General features: G+C 66.0%; 29 protein-coding genes. 17 read left to right on the forward strand and 12 right to left on the reverse strand.

The features are described from left to right. Nucleotides 1-92: 92 nt before the first annotated feature. A complete protein-coding gene (locus tag ABD708_RS08455) occupies nucleotides 93-1,013 on the reverse strand; it encodes a LysR family transcriptional regulator (protein ID WP_344753282.1) in 921 nt (306 codons plus the stop codon). A gap of 165 nt (nucleotides 1,014-1,178) precedes the next feature. Between ABD708_RS08455 and ABD708_RS08460 the strand changes: the two genes are divergently transcribed. From ABD708_RS08460 to ABD708_RS08475, 4 genes are read left to right on the forward strand one after another with little or no spacing between them, the layout of a single operon-like run. Then, nucleotides 1,179-2,597 carry a purine-cytosine permease family protein gene (locus ABD708_RS08460; RefSeq protein WP_344753284.1) on the forward strand — a complete coding sequence of 473 codons (1,419 nt, stop codon included), beginning with the start codon at nucleotides 1,179-1,181 and terminating at the stop codon, nucleotides 2,595-2,597. Then, nucleotides 2,594-4,099: an aldehyde dehydrogenase family protein gene (locus tag ABD708_RS08465; RefSeq protein ID WP_344753286.1), complete on the forward strand. Its 1,506-nt coding sequence runs from the start codon at nucleotides 2,594-2,596 to the stop codon at nucleotides 4,097-4,099. Before ABD708_RS08460 ends, ABD708_RS08465 begins: the two co-directional genes overlap by 4 nt. Then, entirely contained in the window at nucleotides 4,096-5,643 is a 1,548-nt protein-coding gene (locus ABD708_RS08470) for a GMC family oxidoreductase (protein WP_344753288.1), read from the forward strand. Before ABD708_RS08465 ends, ABD708_RS08470 begins: the two co-directional genes overlap by 4 nt. A 2-nt stretch (nucleotides 5,644-5,645) precedes the next feature. Continuing rightward, entirely contained in the window at nucleotides 5,646-6,470 is an 825-nt protein-coding gene (locus ABD708_RS08475) for a carbon-nitrogen hydrolase family protein (protein WP_344753290.1), read from the forward strand. A 27-nt stretch (nucleotides 6,471-6,497) separates the two neighbouring features. On the opposite strand, the gene ABD708_RS08480 is transcribed toward ABD708_RS08475, so the two are convergent. After that, nucleotides 6,498-7,595: a zinc-binding dehydrogenase gene (locus ABD708_RS08480; protein ID WP_344753292.1), complete on the reverse strand. Its 1,098-nt coding sequence runs from the start codon at nucleotides 7,593-7,595 to the stop codon at nucleotides 6,498-6,500. 72 nt (nucleotides 7,596-7,667) lie between these two features. Then, complete coding sequence (locus ABD708_RS08485; RefSeq protein ID WP_344753294.1) at nucleotides 7,668-8,273, reverse strand: TetR/AcrR family transcriptional regulator; 606 nt, start codon at nucleotides 8,271-8,273, stop codon at nucleotides 7,668-7,670. A 130-nt stretch (nucleotides 8,274-8,403) separates the two neighbouring features. Here ABD708_RS08485 and ABD708_RS08490 point away from each other — a divergent pair, with 130 nt between their 5' ends. From ABD708_RS08490 to ABD708_RS08500, 3 genes are all read left to right on the forward strand, one after another. Further along, nucleotides 8,404-9,018: a TIGR00645 family protein gene (locus ABD708_RS08490; protein WP_344753296.1), complete on the forward strand. Its 615-nt coding sequence runs from the start codon at nucleotides 8,404-8,406 to the stop codon at nucleotides 9,016-9,018. A 350-nt stretch (nucleotides 9,019-9,368) separates the two neighbouring features. Further along, nucleotides 9,369-9,590, forward strand: coding sequence for a hypothetical protein (locus ABD708_RS08495; protein WP_344753298.1), 222 nt, complete (start codon nucleotides 9,369-9,371; stop codon nucleotides 9,588-9,590). A gap of 21 nt (nucleotides 9,591-9,611) precedes the next feature. Continuing rightward, nucleotides 9,612-10,259: an IS5 family transposase gene (locus ABD708_RS08500; protein ID WP_425553265.1), complete on the forward strand. Its 648-nt coding sequence runs from the start codon at nucleotides 9,612-9,614 to the stop codon at nucleotides 10,257-10,259. A gap of 90 nt (nucleotides 10,260-10,349) precedes the next feature. On the opposite strand, the gene ABD708_RS08505 is transcribed toward ABD708_RS08500, so the two are convergent. The 5 genes from ABD708_RS08505 to ABD708_RS08525 all read right to left on the reverse strand — a co-directional run bounded on the left by ABD708_RS08505 (nucleotide 10,350) and on the right by ABD708_RS08525 (nucleotide 13,175). Then, nucleotides 10,350-10,946 carry a hypothetical protein gene (locus tag ABD708_RS08505; RefSeq protein ID WP_344753300.1) on the reverse strand — a complete coding sequence of 199 codons (597 nt, stop codon included), beginning with the start codon at nucleotides 10,944-10,946 and terminating at the stop codon, nucleotides 10,350-10,352. 29 nt (nucleotides 10,947-10,975) lie between these two features. After that, a complete protein-coding gene (locus ABD708_RS08510) occupies nucleotides 10,976-11,743 on the reverse strand; it encodes a hypothetical protein (RefSeq protein WP_344753302.1) in 768 nt (255 codons plus the stop codon). Beyond that, the gene (locus ABD708_RS08515; protein ID WP_344753304.1) at nucleotides 11,733-12,260 is read right to left on the reverse strand and encodes a hypothetical protein; all 528 of its coding nucleotides are present in this window, start codon (nucleotides 12,258-12,260) and stop codon (nucleotides 11,733-11,735) included. The genes ABD708_RS08510 and ABD708_RS08515 overlap by 11 nt, the downstream gene beginning before the upstream one ends. Before the next feature lie 64 nt (nucleotides 12,261-12,324). Continuing rightward, a complete protein-coding gene (locus ABD708_RS08520; RefSeq protein ID WP_344753306.1) occupies nucleotides 12,325-12,576 on the reverse strand; it encodes a hypothetical protein in 252 nt (83 codons plus the stop codon). A gap of 398 nt (nucleotides 12,577-12,974) precedes the next feature. After that, entirely contained in the window at nucleotides 12,975-13,175 is a 201-nt protein-coding gene (locus ABD708_RS08525; protein ID WP_344753308.1) for a helix-turn-helix domain-containing protein, read from the reverse strand. A gap of 420 nt (nucleotides 13,176-13,595) precedes the next feature. On the opposite strand from ABD708_RS08525, the gene ABD708_RS08530 reads away from it, so the two are divergent. Beyond that, nucleotides 13,596-14,582 carry an NAD(P)-dependent oxidoreductase gene (locus ABD708_RS08530; RefSeq protein WP_344753395.1) on the forward strand — a complete coding sequence of 329 codons (987 nt, stop codon included), beginning with the start codon at nucleotides 13,596-13,598 and terminating at the stop codon, nucleotides 14,580-14,582. 130 nt (nucleotides 14,583-14,712) lie between these two features. Here ABD708_RS08530 and ABD708_RS08535 read toward each other — a convergent pair whose 3' ends face one another. Next, nucleotides 14,713-15,504 carry a transglutaminase-like domain-containing protein gene (locus ABD708_RS08535; RefSeq protein WP_344753310.1) on the reverse strand — a complete coding sequence of 264 codons (792 nt, stop codon included), beginning with the start codon at nucleotides 15,502-15,504 and terminating at the stop codon, nucleotides 14,713-14,715. Nucleotides 15,505-15,932: 428 nt separating this feature from the next. Between ABD708_RS08535 and ABD708_RS08540 the strand changes: the two genes are divergently transcribed. Further along, a complete protein-coding gene (locus ABD708_RS08540) occupies nucleotides 15,933-16,097 on the forward strand; it encodes a hypothetical protein (RefSeq protein ID WP_344753312.1) in 165 nt (54 codons plus the stop codon). A 229-nt stretch (nucleotides 16,098-16,326) separates the two neighbouring features. Here the strand turns inward: ABD708_RS08540 and ABD708_RS08545 are convergent, their stop codons facing one another. From ABD708_RS08545 to ABD708_RS08555, 3 genes are read right to left on the reverse strand one after another with little or no spacing between them, the layout of a single operon-like run. Then, nucleotides 16,327-16,665 (reverse strand): hypothetical protein, encoded by a 339-nt coding sequence (locus tag ABD708_RS08545; protein ID WP_344753314.1) that lies wholly within the window; start codon nucleotides 16,663-16,665, stop codon nucleotides 16,327-16,329. Continuing rightward, nucleotides 16,662-17,297, reverse strand: a complete 636-nt coding sequence (locus ABD708_RS08550; protein ID WP_344753316.1) for an Asp23/Gls24 family envelope stress response protein — start codon at nucleotides 17,295-17,297, stop codon at nucleotides 16,662-16,664. Before ABD708_RS08550 ends, ABD708_RS08545 begins: the two co-directional genes overlap by 4 nt. Beyond that, nucleotides 17,294-17,896 (reverse strand): RNA polymerase sigma factor, encoded by a 603-nt coding sequence (locus ABD708_RS08555; protein WP_344753318.1) that lies wholly within the window; start codon nucleotides 17,894-17,896, stop codon nucleotides 17,294-17,296. Before ABD708_RS08555 ends, ABD708_RS08550 begins: the two co-directional genes overlap by 4 nt. A 215-nt stretch (nucleotides 17,897-18,111) precedes the next feature. Between ABD708_RS08555 and ABD708_RS08560 the strand changes: the two genes are divergently transcribed. From ABD708_RS08560 to ABD708_RS08595, 8 genes are read left to right on the forward strand one after another with little or no spacing between them, the layout of a single operon-like run. Beyond that, the gene (locus ABD708_RS08560; protein ID WP_344753320.1) at nucleotides 18,112-18,549 is read left to right on the forward strand and encodes an Asp23/Gls24 family envelope stress response protein; all 438 of its coding nucleotides are present in this window, start codon (nucleotides 18,112-18,114) and stop codon (nucleotides 18,547-18,549) included. Beyond that, nucleotides 18,546-18,740 carry a hypothetical protein gene (locus ABD708_RS08565; protein ID WP_344753322.1) on the forward strand — a complete coding sequence of 65 codons (195 nt, stop codon included), beginning with the start codon at nucleotides 18,546-18,548 and terminating at the stop codon, nucleotides 18,738-18,740. The genes ABD708_RS08560 and ABD708_RS08565 overlap by 4 nt, the downstream gene beginning before the upstream one ends. Beyond that, complete coding sequence (locus ABD708_RS08570; protein WP_344753324.1) at nucleotides 18,737-19,126, forward strand: hypothetical protein; 390 nt, start codon at nucleotides 18,737-18,739, stop codon at nucleotides 19,124-19,126. The genes ABD708_RS08565 and ABD708_RS08570 overlap by 4 nt, the downstream gene beginning before the upstream one ends. Then, nucleotides 19,123-19,707 (forward strand): DUF6286 domain-containing protein, encoded by a 585-nt coding sequence (locus ABD708_RS08575; protein WP_344753326.1) that lies wholly within the window; start codon nucleotides 19,123-19,125, stop codon nucleotides 19,705-19,707. The genes ABD708_RS08570 and ABD708_RS08575 overlap by 4 nt, the downstream gene beginning before the upstream one ends. After that, nucleotides 19,704-20,324 carry a hypothetical protein gene (locus ABD708_RS08580; protein ID WP_344753328.1) on the forward strand — a complete coding sequence of 207 codons (621 nt, stop codon included), beginning with the start codon at nucleotides 19,704-19,706 and terminating at the stop codon, nucleotides 20,322-20,324. The genes ABD708_RS08575 and ABD708_RS08580 overlap by 4 nt, the downstream gene beginning before the upstream one ends. Nucleotides 20,325-20,364: 40 nt before the next feature. Next, nucleotides 20,365-20,583: a hypothetical protein gene (locus tag ABD708_RS08585; protein WP_344753330.1), complete on the forward strand. Its 219-nt coding sequence runs from the start codon at nucleotides 20,365-20,367 to the stop codon at nucleotides 20,581-20,583. Between the two features lie 5 nt (nucleotides 20,584-20,588). Further along, nucleotides 20,589-20,936: a hypothetical protein gene (locus tag ABD708_RS08590; RefSeq protein WP_344753332.1), complete on the forward strand. Its 348-nt coding sequence runs from the start codon at nucleotides 20,589-20,591 to the stop codon at nucleotides 20,934-20,936. 29 nt (nucleotides 20,937-20,965) lie between these two features. Continuing rightward, the gene (locus ABD708_RS08595; protein ID WP_344753334.1) at nucleotides 20,966-21,130 is read left to right on the forward strand and encodes a hypothetical protein; all 165 of its coding nucleotides are present in this window, start codon (nucleotides 20,966-20,968) and stop codon (nucleotides 21,128-21,130) included. Nucleotides 21,131-21,339: the final 209 nt, after the last annotated feature.

Below are 21,339 nucleotides of genomic sequence, written 5' to 3' on the forward strand. Positions count from 1 at the left end.
TGCGTCCCCTCAGTGTGGAGGGCCGAAGGAAAATCAGGCAAATAGGCTCAGCAGAGGATCTAGATCAGATTTATCGATCCAAGGCCTGCGATTCATGCCGAGAGGAACTCGCGGACGACCTGACCGGCGATCTCGCCGACCGCGCGGCCGCGCGCCGTCGTGCGCACCGACCTCATGGAGGCGAGGACGACGGGGAGCGCGGGAACGTCGTCGCCGATCGGCAGGGCCGCCACCCGCTCGGTGTCGTAGGCGAGGTCATGCCGCGGGCGCTGGTTCAGGATGGAGAATCCGTGACCATGCGCGACGAAGGCACGGACGGTCTCGTAGTTCATCGTGCGGTAGCGGATCTCGGGTTTGAGCCCGACGGAGGCGAGGATGCCGAGGAAATAGTCCCTGCTGTACGGCAGGTCCAAGAGCACCATCGGCTCGCGGGAGAGCTCCCGCAGAAAGACCTGCGAGCGTCCGCTCAGCGGATGGGAGGCCGCGAGCAGCACATGCGGCGGGACGTCGGCGAGCACCGTCTTGCGGATGTCGCTGCCGAGCCCGAAGTCATACCCCACGAGCAGTTCGACCCGCCCGGCGCGCAGAGCCTCGCGCGCTCCGTCGGCATCCACCTCGTCGACCTCGATCTCGATGTAGGGGTAGGCGGTTCGCGCCCTGCTGACGATCGCCGGCAGCACGAACGGCGCGAGCGTGACGAAGCATCCGATGCGGATCGTGCCGCGCACCTGGTTGTCGATGCCCCGCACCGTGTCCACCGCCTCCTCCAGGTTCAGCAGCACCGAGCGCGCGTCGCCGAGGAACTGCTGCCCCGCCGCAGTCAGCGTGAGACCGCGGGAGCGCTGCCGGATGAACAGCTGCACCCCCAGCTGCTTCTCCAGTTGTGCGATCGCCGAAGACACCGCCGACTGCGCCACGAACAGCTGCTCGGCCGCCTCCGTCATGGACAGGGCGTTCGCCGCCTCCATGAAGTAACGCAGCTGGGTCAGAGTGACCTCGCTTTTCCGTGCCATATGACGGTTCCATTTCGCGATTGTTTCGGGCCGTGTTCCACTGTTTCTACATCAGTCCGATAGATGCAGCAGTTCTAGCAACATTATTTGTCAGATACTCACGGTTGGACAATGCTCAAGGAAATCGCGACGACAACGGCGCCGTCCCCACCCGAGGAGCATCACATGACCACCGAGATCCGTCAGGACACCCTGGGGGCTGAGACCCGCACGATCGATCACATCCCCGAGACGGAGCGTCACGGCAAAGCGCGCAACCTCTTCACCATCTGGTTCGGCAGCAACATCATGATGCTGACCATCACGACGGGCGTCCTCGCGACCGCCGTATATGGTCTTCCCGTCTGGGCCGCGATCTTGGCTCTCGCGATCGGCAATGTCCTCGGCGGCATCGTCATGGCGCTCCACGCCGCACAGGGACCCCAGATGGGCATCCCGCAGATGCTGCAGACCCGTGCCCAGTTCGGAAGCTACGGCAGCCTGCTCGTCGTCGTCATCGTGGTCGGCATGTACGTGGCGTTCTTCGCCTCCAACGCGGTGCTCGGCGGCCAGGCTCTGAACGATCTGCTCCATCTCGGGAACTTCTGGTCGACGGCGATCGTCGGAGCGATCAGTGTCGTCGGCGTCGTCTTCGGCTACCGGCTCCTGCATGCCCTCGGCACGTGGATGAGCGTCCTCGGCGGCTTGGCGCTCATTGCGGTCTTCGTGTACATCCTCGCCGGACATACGCTTCCCGCGGGAACCTCTGGGCACGGCGCCGTCACCGTCGCCGGATTCATGAGCGCCGTCTCCGTCGCGGCGCTCTGGCAGATCGCCTACGCGCCCTACGTGTCGGATTACACCCGATACATGCCGAAGCACACCGGCGTCCGGCCGGCATTCTGGGCGACCTTTGCCGGGTGTGTGCTGGGATCCCTCATCACAATGGCTCTCGGAACCCTGCTCGGCGCCGCTTTCCCGAAGGACGACGTCGCTACGAGTCTGATCCATGCCGCTCCGAACATCACGTGGATCACCCTCTTGTTCTTCGGTGTGGGCATCAGCGTCACGAACGCCATGAACCTCTACTGCGGCAGCCTCGCCGTGATCACCATCGGGCAGACTCTCTTCGCCAAGTGGATCCCTCGCGCATGGACCCGCGGCGTCATCGCAGTCATCCTCTTCCTGATCGCTCTTGTGATCGGATTCCTCGGCTCCAGCAACTTCCTGGTCAACCTCTCCAACTTCATGACCCTGTTGCTGTGCGTCCTCATTCCCTGGACGGCCGTCAACTTGGTGGACTACTACGCGATCCGACATGGAAGCTACGACATCGCCTCCCTGTTCCGACGCGACGGCGGAATCTACGGTCGCGTCAACCGCAACGCGGTGCTGTGCTATGTGATCGGCATCCTGGTGCAGCTGCCCTTCATCAACACCGTCTTCTTCGAGGGCCCGGTCGCCAAGGCGCTGAACGGCGTGGACATCTCCTGGATCGTCGGCCTTGCCGTCATCTGCCCGCTCTACTACGGGCTGATGCGCCTCTCGCGTCGGAGCGCCTTCATCCCCGCCGACGCGGCTCTCTCGACCACCGGCGCCGAATGAGCGCACTCGCGACGCAGACCGATCGCAGCTACTGGGCGGCCATCGCCGAACGACTCGTTCCGCACGCCGACGCGTTCATCGACGGCAGCTTCGTCGCCGCGCGCAGCGGCGAGCGGCGAGCGAGCATCAACCCGGCGACGGGCGCGGTGGTCGCCGAGGTCGCCGAGTGCGGCCCGGAGGACGTCGACCTCGCGGTCGCCGCCGCGCGCCGCGCCTTCCAGGACGGGCGGTGGTCGCGCCGGCCCCCGCGCGAGAGGCAGGAGGTGCTGCTGTGCCTCGCGCGGCTCATCGCCCGCGAGTCCGACGAGCTCGCCGTGCTGGAGACCGTGGATGCCGGGAAGCTGATCGCCGACACCTCCACCGCGGACGTTCCCGGCACCGCGGCGATCCTCACCTGGTACGCCGAGCTCGCCGACAAGATCCCCGGCGAGATCCAGCCGACCGGTGAGGGAGATCTGGCTCTCGTCACCCGGGAGCCCCTCGGCGTCGTCGGCGCCGTGGTGCCGTGGAACTATCCGCTTGAGACCGCGATGTGGAAGGTGGCTCCGGCACTCGTCACCGGCAACTCCGTCGTGCTGAAACCCGCCGAGGACTCCCCGCTGACGGCGCTGCGACTGGCCGCTCTGGCCCGGGAGGCCGGCCTGCCCGACGGCGTGCTGAACGTCGTCACGGGCGCCGGCCCCGTCGTCGGGCAGGCCCTCGGCCGGCATCCGGACGTCGATGTCATCACCTTCACCGGCTCCACCGCGGTCGGAAAGCTGTTCCTGCGCTACGCCGGCGAGTCCTCGCTGAAACAGGTGTGGCTGGAGTGCGGCGGCAAGAGCGCCAACGTCGTCTTCGGCGACGTCGCGGACCTGGATCGGGTCGCCGACGGAGTCATCGACGGCATCTTCTCCAACCAGGGCCAGGTCTGCTCGGCGAATTCGCGCCTGCTGGTGGAGCGCTCGATCGAGGACGAACTGATCCAGCGCGTCCTTGAGAGGACCGCGCGGATCCGCCCCGGCGATCCGCTCGACCCGGCGGTCAACATGGGACCGCTGGTGAGCGTCAGGCAGGCGGCGACCGTGCGCCAGTACATCGAGACCGGCAAGACCGAGGCGGAGTTGCTGACGGGCGGCACGGAAGTGCCGGGCGCAGCGACCTACGCCTTCGTCCCGCCGACGATCTTCGGCGGCGTCACCCCGGACGCCGTCATCGCGCAGGAGGAGATCTTCGGCCCGGTCCTCGCGATCACGAGCTTCGACAGCGAAGAGGAGGCGATCCGCCTGGCCAACGGCTCGGTCTACGGTCTCGCCGCCTCGCTCTGGTCGGATAGCCTTGCCCGGGTCCACCGGGTCGCGCCCCGTCTGCGCGCCGGCACGGTCTCCGTCAACCGTGTCGACGCGATCGACGTCGCGGTCCCCTTCGGGGGCTTCGGGCAGTCCGGCTTCGGCCGCGACCTCTCCCGTCATGCCCTCGACCAGTACACGGGCCTCAAGACCACCTGGATCAACTACCGATGAGCTCTCCCGAAGCCGAAGAATTCGACTACCTCGTCATCGGCGGCGGCACCGCGGGCGGAGTCGTCGCCGCCCGCCTGTCCGAAGACCCCGAGGTCACCGTCGGCATCCTGGAATGGGGCCCGGACGATCGTGGCGAGGACCGCGCCCGCTACCTGCGCCGCTGGGCGGAGATGGTCGAGAGCGAGTACGACCTCGACTACCGCAGTGTCCCCCAGGAGCGCGGCAACTCCCGCATCCGCCAGACCCGCACCCGCCTGCTCGGCGGCTGCTCCACCACCAACACCATGATCTCGTGGCGTCCGCTGCGCGCCGATCTGGACGAATGGGTCGCCGCCGGCGCCACGGGGTGGGACGCCGACGGCTTCCAGCCGTACTTCGGCCGGCTCCAGGTTCCAATCCACCCGGTCGCCGTCGCCGACCGGAATCCGCTGCTCTCCGACATGGTGGCCGCGGCGGCCGCGGCACTCGAGCTGCCCGTCCAGGAGCGCTGGAACGACGGACGTACGGATGCCGATGCCCGAGGCTCCGGCTTCTTCGAGCTCGGCTACGAGCCTGAGACCAACGTGCGCGGCTCCACCTCGATCGCCTACCTTCACCCGATCCTCAACACCCGGGCGAATCTGCATCTCATCACCGATGCCCGCGTCACCCGGGTCGTCCTCGACGGATCCCGTGCCGTCGGAGTCGAGTATCGCGACGCGAACGGGGTGACGCGCGTCGCCCGCGCCACCCGCGAGATCGTGTTGTCGGCCGGAGCGATCGACACCCCGCGCCTGCTCCTGCTCTCCGGCATCGGGCCGCGCGCAGTGCTGGAGGCGGCGGACGTCGCCGTCGTGCACGAGCTGCCGGGGGTCGGCGAGAATCTCCAGGACCACGCAGAAGGGCTCGTCGTCTGGGAGTCCGTCAGGCGGCCGGCCGCGACGAGCGCGAGCGGGTGGGATGCCGGCGCCATGCTCCGCATCGACGACGACGGACCCGAGCGACCGGATGTCATGATGCACTTCCCCGTGGAGCCGGTGGTCGACCACCCTCGGGCGCTCGGCGTCGCGTTCCCCGAGAACATCGTCTCCATCGCACCCAACGTCGCGAAACCCCACAGCCGCGGCACCGTTCGCATCGCCTCGGCCGACCCTGATGATCCCCCCGTGATCGACTACCGGTACTTCACCGACGCAGACGGGCACGACGAGCGGATGCTGGTCGCCGGTGTCCGCGCAGCGCGGCGGGTCGCGGAGCAGGAGCCGTTCCGAAGCTGGATCATCCGCGAGGTCTTCCCCGGCCCCGAGGTGCAATCCGACGAGGAGCTGAGCAGGGTCGAGCGCGAGATCCATCAGACCGTCTACCACGTCAGCGGCACCTGCCGCATCGGCGCCGCAGACGACGAGCTCGCCGTGGTCGACCCACGGCTGCGTGTGCGTGGCATCGAAGGTCTGCGCATTGCCGATGCTTCGGTGTTCCCCACGCTTTCGTCCGTGAATCCGGTCATCACCGTGCTCATGGTCGGCGAGAAGGCCGCCGATCTCATCCGCGAGGATGCTGCTTAAGCATGCCCACGCGTAAGGAAGCAGTGGACTTCAGCGACATCGCCATCGGCATCGCCCAATGGCTTCCGGTATGCGGCGACCCTGCTCGCAATCTGCGTGACGCGCTCGCGATGGTCGATCGTCTCGTCGCGGGCGGGAGCGAGTTGGTGGTGCTGCCCGAGCTCTGGCCGTGCGGCTACGACCCGGCCACGCTCGAATCGGATGCCTGGGCCTCGACAGAACCCGTGGATGGGCCCCGGGGTCAAGCGCTCTCCGCTGCGGCGCGCCGACACGGCATCTGGCTGTTCGCCGGGACCGTGCCAGAGGAGGACGGCGGAGTGCTCTATAACAGCGCCGTCGTCTACGGCCCCGACGGCGCACTCAAGGCGGTGCATCGCAAGCTGCATCTCTACACGCCGCTCGGAGAGGACACCGTTTTCTCGCCGGGGTCCGAAGCGACCGTCGTCGACGTCGAGGGGCTCGGCCCGGTGGGGCTCAGCACCTGCTTCGACGGCGATCATCCCAGTTATGCCCGCCGCCTCAACGAGCTCGGCGCCCGGGTCGTCGTTGCTCCGTGCGCCTACGAGGCAGCCGCTGAATCGTGGTGGGATCTGCTCTACCCGGCCAATGCCCTGGTGAACGGGCAATGGTGGATCATGGCCAACCAAGTCGGCGGAGCGCTCCTCGGCAAGAGCCGCGTCATCGCACCGGACGGCTCCGTGCGAGCCCAGGCGAGCCGCCTCACCGCTTCGCCGGCTGCCGAGTTGCTCATGATTCGAGCAGACCTCAGGGGCGAGGTCCAGAAGGCGCAGCGCGAGGCTGCAGTGCTCTGGGCCTCAGGTTCCTAGCGCTCCCCGCCAGAAATGCGCGTGAGCTCAGCTCAGGCCAGCGGTGATCACGACGCGCGTGACTTCGGGGTCCTTGAGCAGCTCGTAACCTGCGTCGACACCGTCGAGTGCGATCTCACGCGACATGAGGTCGTCGAGGTTGAACCGGCCCTGCAGATACAGATCCGCGTAAAGCGGGATGTCGTGCTTGGGAGTGGTCGAGCCCATGTAGACACCCTGGATGCGCTTCTGCGTGCCGATCAACCCGATGGTCAGCAGCGGAAGGGTCGCCGTCGGGTCGATGATGCCGATGAGGTAGAGCCCTCCGCCGGGCCGGATCATGTCCAGACCGCTCGCCGTGACCGCCGGGATGCCCACGAAATCGAACGCGGAGTCCGCGCCGATGCCGGTGATCGCCAGCACCTCGGCGACCGCGTCGACCTTCGTCGAATTGATGGTGTGGGTGGCGCCGAAGCGCTTGGCCTTCTCGAGCTTGTCGTCGGCGACATCCACGGCGATGATCGTGGTCGCGCCGGCCGTGACCGCGCCATTGATCGCGTTGAGGCCCACTCCCCCCGCCCCGATGATGACGACCGCGTCGCCCGGCTTCGTGTTGGCGCTGTTGATGACGGCGCCGGCACCGGTGACGACACCGCAGCCGAGCAGCGCGGCCTGGGGGAAGGGGATCGCGTCGTTGACCTTCACGAGCTGGTTCTCGTGGATGAGCGCCTGCTGGGCGAAGCCGGCGAGGCCGAAGACCTGCGTGACGGGCTGCCCCGCGGCATCCGTGATCCTGGGGCTGTCAGCCGCCGTCCGCAGCGTCTCCTCCGGATGGATGCACTGGAACGTGCGCCCCGTGAGGCAGGCCTCGCAGTGGCCGCATGACTGCACGAGGCATCCGACGACGTGGTCGCCGACGGCGAACTCGGTGACCGCGGGTCCGATCGCCGAGACGATTCCCGCGACCTCGTGGCCGAGCACCATCGGCGGCTGGTAGCCGATGTCGTTGCGCGAGGCGGTGAGGTCGGTGTGACACAGGCCGGATGCCTTGACGTCGACGAGCACCTCCCGGCCGATCGGGGCGGAGAGCTGCACGTCTTCGGTGACGAAGCCGGCGCCGAATTCGCGTACAAGGGTGGCTTTCATGTTCGTTCCTTCTTGTTCCTTATTCGGGTTGAGACGCGGGGCACCGCGTCACGCTGGAGCTCGCGGTCGCGGTCAACGGATGCCGCTGAACCACGTCGGCAGCAGGCGGGTCAGGTGATCGACGAGCGCCTCGTCGGTCATGTCGACTTCGCCGGTGAGCCACGCATCGATGAGGCCGTAGGCCGCGCCGGCGATGTAGCGCGCGGTGGGCACGACGTCCAGTCCGTTCGGCTTATCCGGATGCTGCGCGAGCGACTGCTCGATGACGGCGGCCAGTGCGCGCACTCCCCCGAGGTATACGTCCTTCGAGACAGGCAGCGCGGCGACGGCAGCATTGAGGCCGCGGTTTTCCACGAAGTGCGACACGAGGCGCTCCTGCGCAGCGCGCATCGCCACCGCAGGGTCTCCGGCCTCCCTTGTGTAATACTCGCTGATCGCGACGAACGCCTCGCGTTGCAGCGCTAAGGCGAGCTCGTCGAGGCTCGCATAGTGGCTGTAGAAGCTCGCGCGGCTGATGCCGGCGGTGCGCACGAGGGCGGCAACCGTGATCTCGTCCCCGCGCCGTGAGAGCTCGTGCACCGCGTCCGCGATGGCCACGCGGGTGCGCCCGACGCGCGGATCGCTGGAGCTTTCCAGCGTCCGCCGAAGGACCTGAGTGCGGGTGGCATCGTCGCTCACGGCATCAGCCTACATCTATTGGACACCTGTCCAGAACGTTGCAGGGTCGCCATAACCGATTCGCTTGAAGGGGGCGTTCGCGCCAGAATTCTCAGAGGGCGCGCCCTCGTCGCGAGAATCGGAGGACCTCATGACCAACGACGCCGGCAACACCCCACAGGACCGCCACGGAGCGTCTCGAGCCGGAGGCACTCGCGAAGCGCCTCGCGTCGAGCGCGCCTTGGAGTGGTTCCTGTTCGGCAGCCGGTGGCTGCTGGCGCCGCTCTACGTGGGCCTGGTTGTGACGCTGGTGGTGGTTCTCGTCAAGTTCGTCCAGGAACTCTGGCACCTCGTATCGCACCTGGCCGAAGAGACAGGGACCGACGTGATGCTCGGCATCCTCGGGCTCCTGGATCTCGCGCTTCTGTCCAACCTCGTCTTCATCGTGATCCTCGCGGGATACGAGAACTTCGTCTCCCGCATCACCGCCGCACACGAGAACGAGGATCGCCCCCGCTGGATGGGCCACATCGACTTCTCCGGGCTCAAGATGAAGCTCATCGGCTCGATCGTCGCAATCTCCGCCATCGGGCTGCTGCGCGACTTCACCGACATCGGAAAGGCGAGCGCGCTCGACGATGCCGAGCTGACCTGGAGAGTGGTGCTGCACATCACCTTCCTCCTCTCCGGAATCGGATTCGCGTTCGCCGACTGGCTCGCCGAGAAGCGCCAGGCGCTGACTCTCGTCACCCACTCGGAGGACTGAGGTCGATTCGCCGGCGGCCCCGGCGCGCCTGACGCAAGCACGACTTCGGAAAGCGAAAACCCCCGCGAACACATCGCGGGGGTTTTCGCTTGGGACCTGTTTGCAGTAAGGCAAATGTGGTCGGGCTATTGCGGCTTTACTGCAAAGAGCTATCCATTTAGATGCTCAACGCCGCTCCGCGGTTCCACGTCGGCAGCCATCAGGGGATTGGCACCAAGATGGATAGCCCTTTACTGCAAAACGTCGCGACAGACGAAGCAGCTACTTAACTCATCACGCGGCTTGAGAAAAGTGCTGGTCAACCGCTACGAGCGGCGCCGCCCCCCCAGCCCCATTCAGTCAGCAGTGCAATGGCGAAGAAGATCTTCGAGCAGTATCTGGCGGGCGCATCGGGCTACCAACTGGCCAAAGCGTATGGTCTCCGGCGGAACACGGTGCGTGACGTGCTGCGGCGCAACGGCATCGAGTTACGAGAAGGTAATGCGCGTCGGCTAACGGACCAGCAGAAACAGCAAATCCGAGCCCGACGCGTAGGCGGTGAGAAGCTCGCGGAGCTAGGGCGTGTTTCCTAAATAGTGGGTGCGGTGTGCGCGATGCTCGAAGGCGTGTCGCGTGATGCTGTTCTGACGGATGCCCAGTGGGCGCGGGTGAAGGCGTTGCTGCCATCGTCATCCGGTCGTCGCGGCCGGCCGTTCCGAGATGATCGGCGGGTGGTCGAGGGGATTATCTGGCGGTACCGGGTGGGTGCTCCGTGGCAGGATGTGCTGCGGGAGTTCGGGCCGTGGCAGACGCTATGGAAGAGGCACCGCCGCTATTCGGACGACGGCACGTGGGACGCGATCCACGCGGCGCTGCTGGCAGACGCCGATGCGGCAGGCCGGCTGGACTGGGCGGTCTCGGTGGACTCAACGGTGAACCGCGCGCACCAGCACGCGAGCACGCTGCCGCGCGAAAAAAGGGATCTGTTGAATTACACGAATCTGCTGACGGAGCCGCCTGATCACGCGATCGGCCGCTCCCGCGGCGGGTTGAGCACGAAGATCCACCATCTCGTAGACGGCAACGCAGCCAACGGACACGGTGGCAACGTCGAGCTAAAGGGACTCGACCCGAGCACGTTCCGCTACTCGCTGCTTCGTGTCTTCGACCCGTCGACACCGACCGCTGAGATCAACATCGCGGAGAGTCACTGCAAGCTGGCGCTCGACAGCCGAGTCCCGCACGGGCTCAACAGGAACTAGGGCCAAAACGCCTCCTCGCAGCGCGTTTCCGTGTCGGACTAACACCCCCGTTGGTGTTGCTCAAGTCGTACCGTTCGCGTCTTCGTGGTCTCACTTCGTGCGCGGAAGCTGGTTGTTTACAAGGTTGATTCCGAGCGAGCCGAGCTTGAGATCGTCGGCCTTTGCATTGCTGAGGTAGCCCGCCTTGCGAGCCTGCGACGCGGCGTTTGCGACATCACTCGGCAGTGCCCAACCTGCCGCCATGTAGCAGGAAACGACCTGCGGGACGGTGGCCGCAGGAGCTTCAAGGACTCGAAGAAGCCACCAGACGGCGACGGTGTACTTCTCATCGTGGTTCTTTGGTGCCTTCTCTGTGGCAAAGGCTGTGAAAGAGGTCTTGCCTTCCGGAAAGAGTTCGAGCTCGCGGTCCTGAGGGGCGGCCTTGGGGTTCTTTGAACCATTGCGTCGGGCCTTGCGGGTAACACCAGCGCCGTTGGTCTTGGCATCGTCGTTGGTCGTGGCCCGCTCAGCGGGTGCCTGTGTCTCTTGCGGCGTGGCAGTCGACGACGCTGCTTCCACGCTGTCAACCGAGACGTCGCTGAAAAGAATCTGGAAGGCGGTGGCCTGCAACTTCTTCGACAAAGTGTTGACTACCTCCGCCGCGCGGCGAACTCGGTCAAGCTGGGTCTCAAATTCATTGTCGTTCATTGGGTCCTTCTCTGGATCCGGTCGAGCGTCTAGTTCTTGCTGAGCTGGTGGATCAGGGTTTCGGCGGCATGGACGCCCGGTGGGAGCAGGCGGATGGCCTTGGTTGTCTCATCGAAATCGACCAGCTTGTCCTTGTGCATCGGCCGGAGTACGGCCTTTCGCAAGTCGTTGGGCCGCTTGTGTTCGAGCCACGCGACGAGCTCAGCCTCGGTCGCCTCGGTGACGCCAGCAAGCAGAAGCAGCACCTGCTGCTTGAGAGTCAGTCCCGTGCGAAGGACACGACGCTTCTCGCCCCACTTCCACACGAGACTGATCTGGCGCTCTACGAGGGCTTCAACGACCTCGCTGGCCTGGTCGGTAGTCAGTCCATGGAGGAGGCGGACCAGTTCGGCCATGAGCCACTTGCTCATGTACAGGACCGCTGTGGCGTCCATCTGGTTCGGGTTGACGTCGCCGCCCGCGTGCCCGACTCCGCGATTGTTGCGGATCTCGTAGAGAGCGACGATCATCCGCGGAATCTGGATGCGAGGTGACCGCGGAGCCTTGGGATAGGTCTTCTCAAGAGCGAGACACGCAGCGGGCATGTTCTGAGGCTTGCTCGCACGGCTGGGGTAGGTGCCCGACAAGTAGCCCTCGACGATCGAGTAGACGGCCTCGCAGAGCTTGCCTCCGTTGAGTTCGGCGGGCTCCCACCGATGTTCGGCGTAGTTCGTCACGACCTCCGTGTAGGCGTCGAGCAGATCCTGCGCCAACGTCGGAGGGAGTGCCGCGAACGCGCTCTTCGGGTCAATCAACATCGGCGTTGGCAAGCATCGCCTCGACTGCCTTCACACCGGCGGTCGTGAGCTTGTAGGTCTTGCGAGCCTGCCGGGCCTTGCCGGTCTTGCCGGTCTGCATCACCAGAGCAGGCTTCTGTGCCTCGGCGGACCCCAGGGCATCGGTGATATTCGGGATTCCCTGGCCCATGTTCTTGAGCGCGGCGTTCAACGTGAACGACTGGAAGGTGCCTCCACCCTGCACGATCTGGAACCAGTACGCGGCCAGCAAAGCCTTCTGAGTGTTGGTCTTTGCCACACCAGACTCGAAAAGTTCATCAATCGAGTTGTAGGCGCGGTTTGTTGCTTCCGCCGGAAACGCGACCGCAATATCCTCGAAGACAGGAGTCGAAGCGACTCCGGTCTTGATGTCACGGACCGAGAAGCGGTCAGCAGCCCAGCGCAGCACACGGGCTTGCTCGTCCGGTTCCAGTGGCGAAAGCGCAGATGAAATCGCGCCCATCGCGGCGATCTCCAGGTCGGCATTGTCGGTGCCCATGGTTCCCTCCCAGGTTGTAGGTCGAGGGAGCAGTACCACGAAACATCGACCAATAACACCGATGTCATAAATCTTTTTCTAGTCGCTCACGCGACTTGGCAAGAGCTGCAAGCAAGATTCCTTGTGTTCCCCTGTAAATACGGGCATCGCTGGCATCATGTGACGAACTGCAGAAGCTAGTGATTACCGCATGATCATCGGTTAAAGACGCATCATGCAAGCTCGACTGGCGTGTAAGGCCGTATTTCCGGGCATAGAGTGGATCGCGATTCCGCCTCCGCACATCTTCCAACACGCGATTGATGAGATAAGTCATGCGGCTCGTTTTAGGCATGAAGCATGCTAACGCCAATTTTGCCGTTTGAACAGGGATTTCAGGATCGCGGTGCGGACCTGACAGATATAACGGCACGCTCAAGACTGACGTCAGGTTCCAACGGGCACCTGAGCCCGACGACGAAACCGCCGAGGACGGTGGAGGCTCGACGCCCGCCGGAGACCGAAGCGGACGCCGGGCCCTATGACCGCTACACCCGCCGTCAGGTCAAGCGTGCCGACAAGGCACGCAAGCTCGCCGCCCTGTAGCGGGCACGCGCGACGACACGTCCGCTGGGGCTCACGAGGTGGCCGATCTCCCCGAAGGTGCCGATGGTCAAACGCTGCCGGCTCATCGGATCACCGCCCGTCCGCCGGCGCAGGAGGTTCGGGGGCGCGTTACTGCTCGATCCAGGTCCGCACGTCGGAGAGCGCGAACTTCAGATGCTTGCCGAAGCGATATGCGCGCGGACCCAAGCCGCGGGTGCGCCAGTCGTAGACCGTGGAGACGGGTACGCCGAGGTACGCGGCGAGCTCGCCGACGTCGAGCAGGGGCTCCAGACCCCAGGGGTTGTCCGCCGGGCTGCGTTCGGTGTCCATACCGAACAGGTGCGTCCTGCTCCCACCCACGGATCGGGAGCAACCGGCACTGTCGCTCACCTGCCGGAAAGCGGCGGCCCGAGCAGGCCGCAAGGGCGTCAAAGTGATGGGTTTTCGATGACCGGATCAAATCTCACCAACTAGAAAGTCCCGGAAACCCTTGAGTTTCCGGGACTTCTTTGTCGGGCTGACAAGATTTGAACTTGCGACCCCCTGACCCCCAGGTGCCCCTGTTGGCTCTTTTCCCGGGTTTTCTGGGTCTTTCTGCTTTGCAAGGAGGGCCTTTTCACGTCATGCATTGCATGGATTGCATGCTTCTGGTCCCGGTTTGGTCCCGGGGCGGGAAGCGCGCAGGGCCGCACGCTGATGGCGCAAAGGACCCGTTCTCCGAAACCCTGAGACCGGGCTCGCAGTACCTTTCTGCCGCATCGAAACGAATCGTGCCGTCGTCGGCGCGCACTAGACCGTTGGCTAGGCGGCGCATGCTGGGAGCAGCGTTGGTCGGCGACGAAGGGCGGTCATGGCATGCGCAAGGTCGGTGTAATCGGGACAGGGCGAATGGGCTTGCCGATCGCACGGCGCTGGAAGGCGGCGGGAGAATCGATCGCCGTTTACGACGTGGCCGCGCCGCGCTGCGCCGAGGCGGACCCAGAGGGTCTCACGGTGGCGCCGAACATCGCGACGCTCGCACGCGACAGCAATGTGTTGGTCACGATACTTCCGGACGTGAGCGAGGTCGAGAAAGCGCTCACCGCCGCACTTCCCGCCTTGGATCGTGGCTCGATCTGGGTCGACCTCAGCAGCAGCGAGCCTGCGTCGTCGGTGCGGCTCTCGGGCTTGGCCGAGCGCGCCGGCATCGAACCTGTCGCCGCGCCGATGGGCGGTGGCCCTGCCCGGGCAGCGGCCGGCACGCTGAATTTTTACGTCGCCGGGCGGTCGCGGCCGGTTGCGATTGTTGCCCCGCTGCTCGGAATCTGTGGGCGGGTGCTCGACGCCGGAGATGTTCCGGCGCATGCTCACGCGGTGAAGCTGCTGGCGATTCTGCTCTGGTTCGGGCAGGCGGTCGCCGTCACCGAAGCGATGCTCGTGGGAACAGGGTTCGGGCTCGATGCGGAACTCTTGCGGGCTTTGCTCGCCGACAGTGCCGGCGGCAGCATGTTCATCGATCAAGACCTGCCGAAACTGATGGCTGGGGACTATATGGAGGACTTCGGCATCGACGGGTGCGTGACCGAGATGGAGGCTCTCGTAGAGCTGGCCACGCGTACTGGCACTCCGTTCGCGCTCTCCCGGAAGGTGCTCGAGCTCTACCGCCAGGCGCTGGAGCGGTACGGTCCCGTGCCGGGCGAACTGCTTGCCGCCCTACTGATCGAAGAGCGGGCCGGGCGAACCATCGCCCATCACTGACGACCGCCCTTCCCGGGCCGGGTGGGGCCGCTCACTCTGAAAGACGGAATGTGCTCTCTGGAAGTCGTGAATGCGCCATCACACGCAGGGCAGTCAGAGGGTGGTCTTCGGTCCCTGTGGGTGCCATCGCTCAGCTGAGGGTGACGAGGTCCCGCAGGTCGTCGTCCGGCAACACGTCGGCGACGGCGCCGACGTTCAAATCTAGGAGCTGCACTATGCCGCGCGTGCTGAGGAACGCGGTGTCGGCTGCGTCGCGGCCGGTCGCGATGCGCACAAGGGAGCTGCGGGGTGCCAAGGTTGTCGCATCGACCGCGCGCCACGCGCCGTCGATCTTCGCCTCCGCGACGGCGTGGAAGTCCATCGGCTTGAGGCCCGGCGCATACACGGAGACGACACGAGCTGGCACGTCCAGTGCACGCAGCAACGCGACCACGAGGTGGGCGAAGTCACGGCAGACCCCGGTGCGCGAAAGCAGGGTCCGCATTGCACCATCGGTCGGTGTACTCGACCCGGGCACATATGCCAGTTGCACGCCCACCCACGACGAGACCGCCGACAGCAACTGAGCGCCAGCGAGGCCGCCAAACTCGGCCACCGCCGTCGGGGTCAGCGCGTCCGACTCGCAGTAGCGGCTGGGCCGCAGATACCGGAAATCGTCTGCCTCGTCGCCCTCGACGTCGTCCGCCGTCGCGCCGATCGTCGCAGAATACGTCACCTGCGCCCGGCCGGACGAGATCTCGGCCACGTGTAGCCGCGTTCCGTGCAGGTCGTGGACCACTCGCCAGGTCACATCCCGACCACTCTGTGTCAGAGTGAACTTCTCGTCCTCCGGGCGGTAGTTCGCGGCCGCCGAGATCGCAAGAGCAAGCCGGGCCTCCCCGTCAGCCTCCAACTCGAGGAACGCAGACACCTCACGACGCATCCGCGCCCCTCAATCCGCTCGCACGCATCGTGAGCGCTCGGAGGCGACGACGAGGCCGCGCCTGAGGCGCCACAGATGTCGTGGAGGCACCCAGGTGGAAGGCTTGCACCTCGTCAGCATCTCACGATGAGAATCGAATGAACCGTACTGGGGCTAGCCCGGATACCCAGGGACGATCAGGCGCGGATTCGTTGACATGCACGGCGGCCGTGGCCCGCAAACGACTGATCGGATATCCTCGGACCCCGATGCCGCCGGACCGGCGTCACCGTGTGGCGCGAGACTCGGCAACCGGTCGCCGACCAGGGGCTATCCGAGTGTCTCCGCCGGGGTTGAGCCGCCGTTGCCGACATCACATTCCGCCGGCTGGGTGAATAAGGACTGTGGTGGTCGAGTGCACCCTGCGGGGCGGCGGGCATGTAGAGCTAATGAGCGACGACCAGCAGCACGACACGTCGGGTACGCCGAGAGGCGAGCAGAACGACGAACAGGCAGACATCGCCTCCGGCGGCGCGCCCGACGACCCCGACGACGTGGACCCGCCGCATGGGACAAACGAGGAAGGCCGGCCGGCCGACGACCCATCAGGCTGACATCACATCACTGGCCGCCGCGTGCCCCGTGGTCCGGCGCATCTGCAGAGAGCGTCCGGTCGCGATGACGTCGGCGTGGTGCTCATCCGCCAGTAGTGTGATGGCCTCGCCGCGGTGCTTGGGCGAGGCAACCCTGCACCTCGAGGTCTGCGAGTCGACACGACGCGCGGAACCCGGCCATAGCCGCCGCTCTGCGCAGGTGCCTCTTCCGAACCGCGTGACACTTTTTTCAGTGTTGCGTGGAGATTGTGGCGATCCGGACGGCGATGTTCAGGGGAAGTGTGGCGCCTGCCGCCGCCAGTTCCGTGGCGATGATGTCGTGGAGGTTCCGGCAGACGCTCGTGGCTGGGTGTTCTCCGGTGAGGCCCACGGAGACCTTGATTGTGGTGCCGTGGCGGGTTTCGGAAACGGTGACCTTCGGCGCCCGTTCCCGGTGTTCGTCCTCGCCGGCGATGAGCTTTGCGCCGAGGGCGTGCAGGGCGGTTTTCGGCGGGTAGAGGGTGTGGACGTCAGGCGCGGCGAGGACCACGGCCGTCAGTCGGTCCGAAAGTGTCGTGACGGCGGTCATTGCCGGGATGTTCCTGCCACGGTGCCGGTGCCGGCGAACCGGATGTCTTGCACGGTGATGTCGACAGCGGTGATGTTGAGTTCGGTGTGCTTGGACAGTTGTCGTTGGATGGCTTCGCGCGCGCGGTCGGCGGCGATCGGGATGCTTTCGCCCCAGGCCACGCTGATGTCTACGGCGACCGTGACGAGTGCGCCCGGCACGGTGACGTCGCCGTCGATTCGGCAGCGGCCGACGATGACTTCGGAGATGCTGTCTCCTGCGACGCGGATCATGCCGCGTACGGCCCCTTCGGTCATGGTGAGGTGTGCGGTGGGCGCCGAGTGGGCGATGGGGATGTCGCGTCCGGTGCGCGCCTCCAGCGCGATGCGGTTCATGATGCTGTGCACCCAACTGTCCGGAGGGGCCGGCTCAACGGCAGCTTGCACCTCGAGGGTGTGCGCGGTCAGTTCACGCAGCCGCGTGAGCGCGGTCAACGCGATCTGGCAGCCCGGGGAGGATTCGATGGAGAAGTTGGTGGGGGTGCGTTCGGCGTCGAGATAGGCGCTGAGCTCCTCGATGGTGTGGCCGTCGAGCCTCACCGGGTCCGGGATGTCGAAGCCTGCGAAATCATGTGGGGAGCGCGGTTCTGTCATCGCCAGGCCTGCATTTCTCGTGCCATGTTCACTCGCGCCCGGGAGATCAGCCCGCGGACGGTGCTTTCGGGGAGCTCCAGGTCGGCGGCGATCTCTCGGTAACTGTATTCGGCCACCTCTTTCAGCAGCCAGCAGCGGCGTTGCTCGCCCGGCAGGGACGCGAGGGCTGTTCCCACCGCTGCGGCGAGCGACCGGGTCTGGGCCGCCTGCGCGGGCGCGGCTGCCGCCTCGGCGGGCGGGTCGTAGTCGGCGATGTCTTGGTGCTCATGGCGGGCGCGGAGTCGGTCGATGCTGCGCCGGCTGACGATGCGCATCAGCCAGCTCTTGACCACACCCGGGTCCTCAAGGGAGTCAAGTTGCTGCCATGCGATCACGAAGGCTTCCTGCACCACGTCGTCGGCCTCGTCGTCGGTGCCGAGGATGCTGCGAGCATAGACGCGCATCAGGGTGCTGTAGCGGCGCACCAGAACCTCGAAGGCCTGTGGGTCGCCGTCCGCGGCACGGCCAGCGACGACGCGATCATCCGCGTCAGCCAGCCGGCCGTCGTGCCGGGATTCGGCGGTCGGCGACGGTGTGCGCTCGGTCGCCTTGGTCGCCACGCTTCACCAACCCTTCGACAAACCGGGTGGAACCGGAGTGCCATGCCGGCGACGCTACGCCCTCCCGTGACCGATCGGTGAAGGGGATCCGTCTGCACAGCAGAGACCCAGACCCGCGATGTTTCTTCGCACGTTCCATGACGAATGCCGTATCGGGCACGTCCTACTGGTAGAAGCCACAACGCTTCGACCTACTCAGGAACAGAAGGCATCTCATGGCAAACACGACCGTTCTCCCGACCCCCGCTACGACTCGCGACGCCGGTGCGGGCAAGACCGTCATCAACGATGGCGTGATCGCCAAGATCGCCGGCATCGCCGCCCGCGAGGTTCCCGGCGTGTACGCCCTGGGTGGCGGCGCCGCTCGTGCGTTCGGCGCGATCCGCGACGCGATCAACACCACCGACCTCGGCCAGGGCATCAGCGTCGAGGTGGGCGAGACGCAGGTCGCAGTCGACGTGACCCTCGTCGCCGAATACCCGGTGGCTCTTCAGGACGTGGCCGACCGGGTGCGTGCCGCCGTGGTCACCGCGATCCAGACCCTGGTGGGGATGGACGTGACCGAGGTCAACATCACCGTCAACGACGTGCACATCCCCTCCGACGACGACACCGCTGACACCGACGGCGGTAGCGGGGCGCGGGTCCAGTGATCACCGCCACCAAGGTCGGGATCTTCGTCGGCGCGATCCTCGCGGTCGTGTGGTTCGCGCTCGGGTTCTGGGCGTTCTTCTTCGTCGCCATCGCGATGATCCTCGGCGCACTCATCGGCCGGATCATCGATGGGAAACTCGACATACGCTCACTCGTGGACACCTTCCGCGGCAAGCGCACCTCCTCATGAGCTCCACCGCCGCACCGGCAACGGGCCTCGCCACGGCGCCCGGTCACGGGCGCACCACCGTCGCGCCCCGCGCCCTGGACAGGGTGGTGTCCGCTGTGACCGCAGACACCTTCGGCGTGACGGCACGTGCGGTGCAGGTGCAGCTCTCCGACCGCGAGGGACTCCTTACTCTCCACGTGCGCACACCCATCCGGGTCGTGTCACTGGAACGCGTGAGGCAGACACCGGAGCTCGTCGAGACAGGCGGCGGCACCCTGCTGCGCCAGGGCGAGGACGGCCAGAAGACCATCCGTGAACGCGTGAGCGCCTTGACCGGAGCCCAGGTCGCGCACGTCACCGTCGAGCTGACCGGCATCCAGATCCGCCCGGAGAAGAGAGTCGCATGACCACGTCAGCCCCTTACTCCTACCGGCGGATCCTGCGCCGTGAGACACACTCCTCGCGCGCCGTCCTGGCAATCGCGGTCGCGGTCGCGGTGATTCTGCTGTGCCTGTACACCGGCACCGAGATCATCCTCATGATGCTCGACCATCCTGCGCTGCTGGCCGCACCGCAGGACATGCTCACCGCGCTCAGCACGCTCGCCGCGACCCCGATCGCGACCCCGCTCACGACCGGCATCCTCCTGATGGCCCTCGGAGTGCTGCTTCTCGTCTGCGCTCTCGCGCCCGGCCGTCGCGCCCGCCATCAGATTCCCTCCAGCCGCGCCGCGGTCGTCGTGGACAACGAGGTCATCGCCTCCGCCCTCGCCCGTCACGCCGCCCACGCAGGCAACGTGAACCCGGACAACACCGTCGTCAGCGTCTCGGCGCGCCACGCCATCGTGCATCTCACCCCGACGAGCGGAACACCCGTCCTGCGCGACGCGGCTGAACACGCGGTTCGGGAACAGCTGGACGCATTCACGCTCTCCCCGCCGGTGCGTCCCTCCGTCGTGATCGCCGCAACCGGGAAGGTCGGGACATGAACAACACCAACCGCGCCCTGAACCGCATCCTGATCCTCGTGATCGGGCTGCTCACGCTCCTGATCGGTGCAGCGCTCGTCGCGACCGCCACCGTTCCGGCCGTCCGTGCCGGCTACCGCGACAAAGCCTCCACCGTCGACGGTGACCTCACCGGCTGGTTCACGAGCACCCCGCTGTTCGATACCGGAACCAGTTGGGGATGGATCCTCATCCTCGCCGTCCTGGTGCTGATCGTGGTGCTTCTCCTCGTCTTCGTCTTCCGCCAGGGACATGGTCACCACGACACCCTCGTACGCGAGGACACCACCGCGGCCGGCACCACCATCATCGGCGCCGATGTCGCACATCACGCGATCCAGCACGACCTCGACGGCCGCCCGGAGCTCTTGGCCTCTCACGCATCGACCTACATGGTCCGCAGAACGCCCGTACTCAAGGTCTCGGTCACCTGCCGCCGCGGTGAATCCCCATGGCAGGTCGCCCAACTGATCGAGAACACGCTGACCGCCCTGGATACCCTCCTCGGCCACCAGATCCCGGCCTTGATCCAGATCAGCGGCGGCTTCCGAGCCCGCCTCTCCCGTCGCACTCGCCTCGCCCGCGCCGCGCGTGCCTGACAGCCCCTCAACCTCAGCAACACGAAAAGGAAGCAACCATATGCGCAAGCTCATCGCCTGGCTCGGCCTCGGCACCCTCGCCCTCGCCGCGTACACCTACGGTGCCAGAGCCGGCCGCGGCCGCTACCTGGAGATCAAAGCCGCCGTCGACGCCGTGCGACACGACCCCAAAGTCCGGAAAGCCCGCACCCGCGCCCTCAAACGCGCACACAAAGCCCTCGCATCGGCCACCAGACAAGCCAAGAAGATCGGACGATGACCGCCATGAGCGACACGAACAACCACAAGGCGCAGGACACCGTCGACACTGCCGCAGAACACGCACACGACGCCGTGAACAGGGCCAGTCAGGTAGCCTCCCACGCCGTCGGGAAAGCAGCCGGACTGACCTCCGACGCACTCGGCTCGGCGGCCACCGCAGCCGGCGACGCGATCGACGGCACGCAACATGAAGCCTCGACGGGGCTGCGCTACGCAGCCAGGACGGCTGCCGAGATCGGCAGCAAATCAGCCCGCAACGTGAAAGACCACCCCATCCGGACAGCTCTGATCGCAGCCGCGGTCGTGGCAGCCGCATTCATCGCCGGCGTCATCCGGTCAAAACGCTACTGAGAGAGCCCGGCAGGAAAGGCACGCCCCTCATGAACATCCTTCTTCTCATCATCGCGGTGATCGCGATCATCCTCCTGATCACCGGGGGCATTGTCGCCACCATCCACTGGCTGATCTGGGTCGGCATCGTCCTGCTCATCATCGCCTTGGTCGTCTGGCTCGTCCGCCTCATCACCGGCCGCCGCAGGGTCTGAGCAGTGAATCAAGATCATTCGAGCAGAGCATCGGAGGCCCACATGGGCACCATGAGCATCACGAGCGGCAACATCGACACACTCGCATCGACCGGGCCCGGCACCATCCAGCGCACGACCCGCCCGGTCTCGGGCGAGGAGCATTCGGCCCGGCGGAGCACGGATTTCGCTGACTTGTCCGAGCAGATCCGCGCCGCCGGGCTGCTGCG

The sequence above is a fragment of the Gryllotalpicola koreensis genome, from assembly GCF_039538185.1.
Lineage (GTDB): Bacteria > Actinomycetota > Actinomycetes > Actinomycetales > Microbacteriaceae > Gryllotalpicola > Gryllotalpicola koreensis.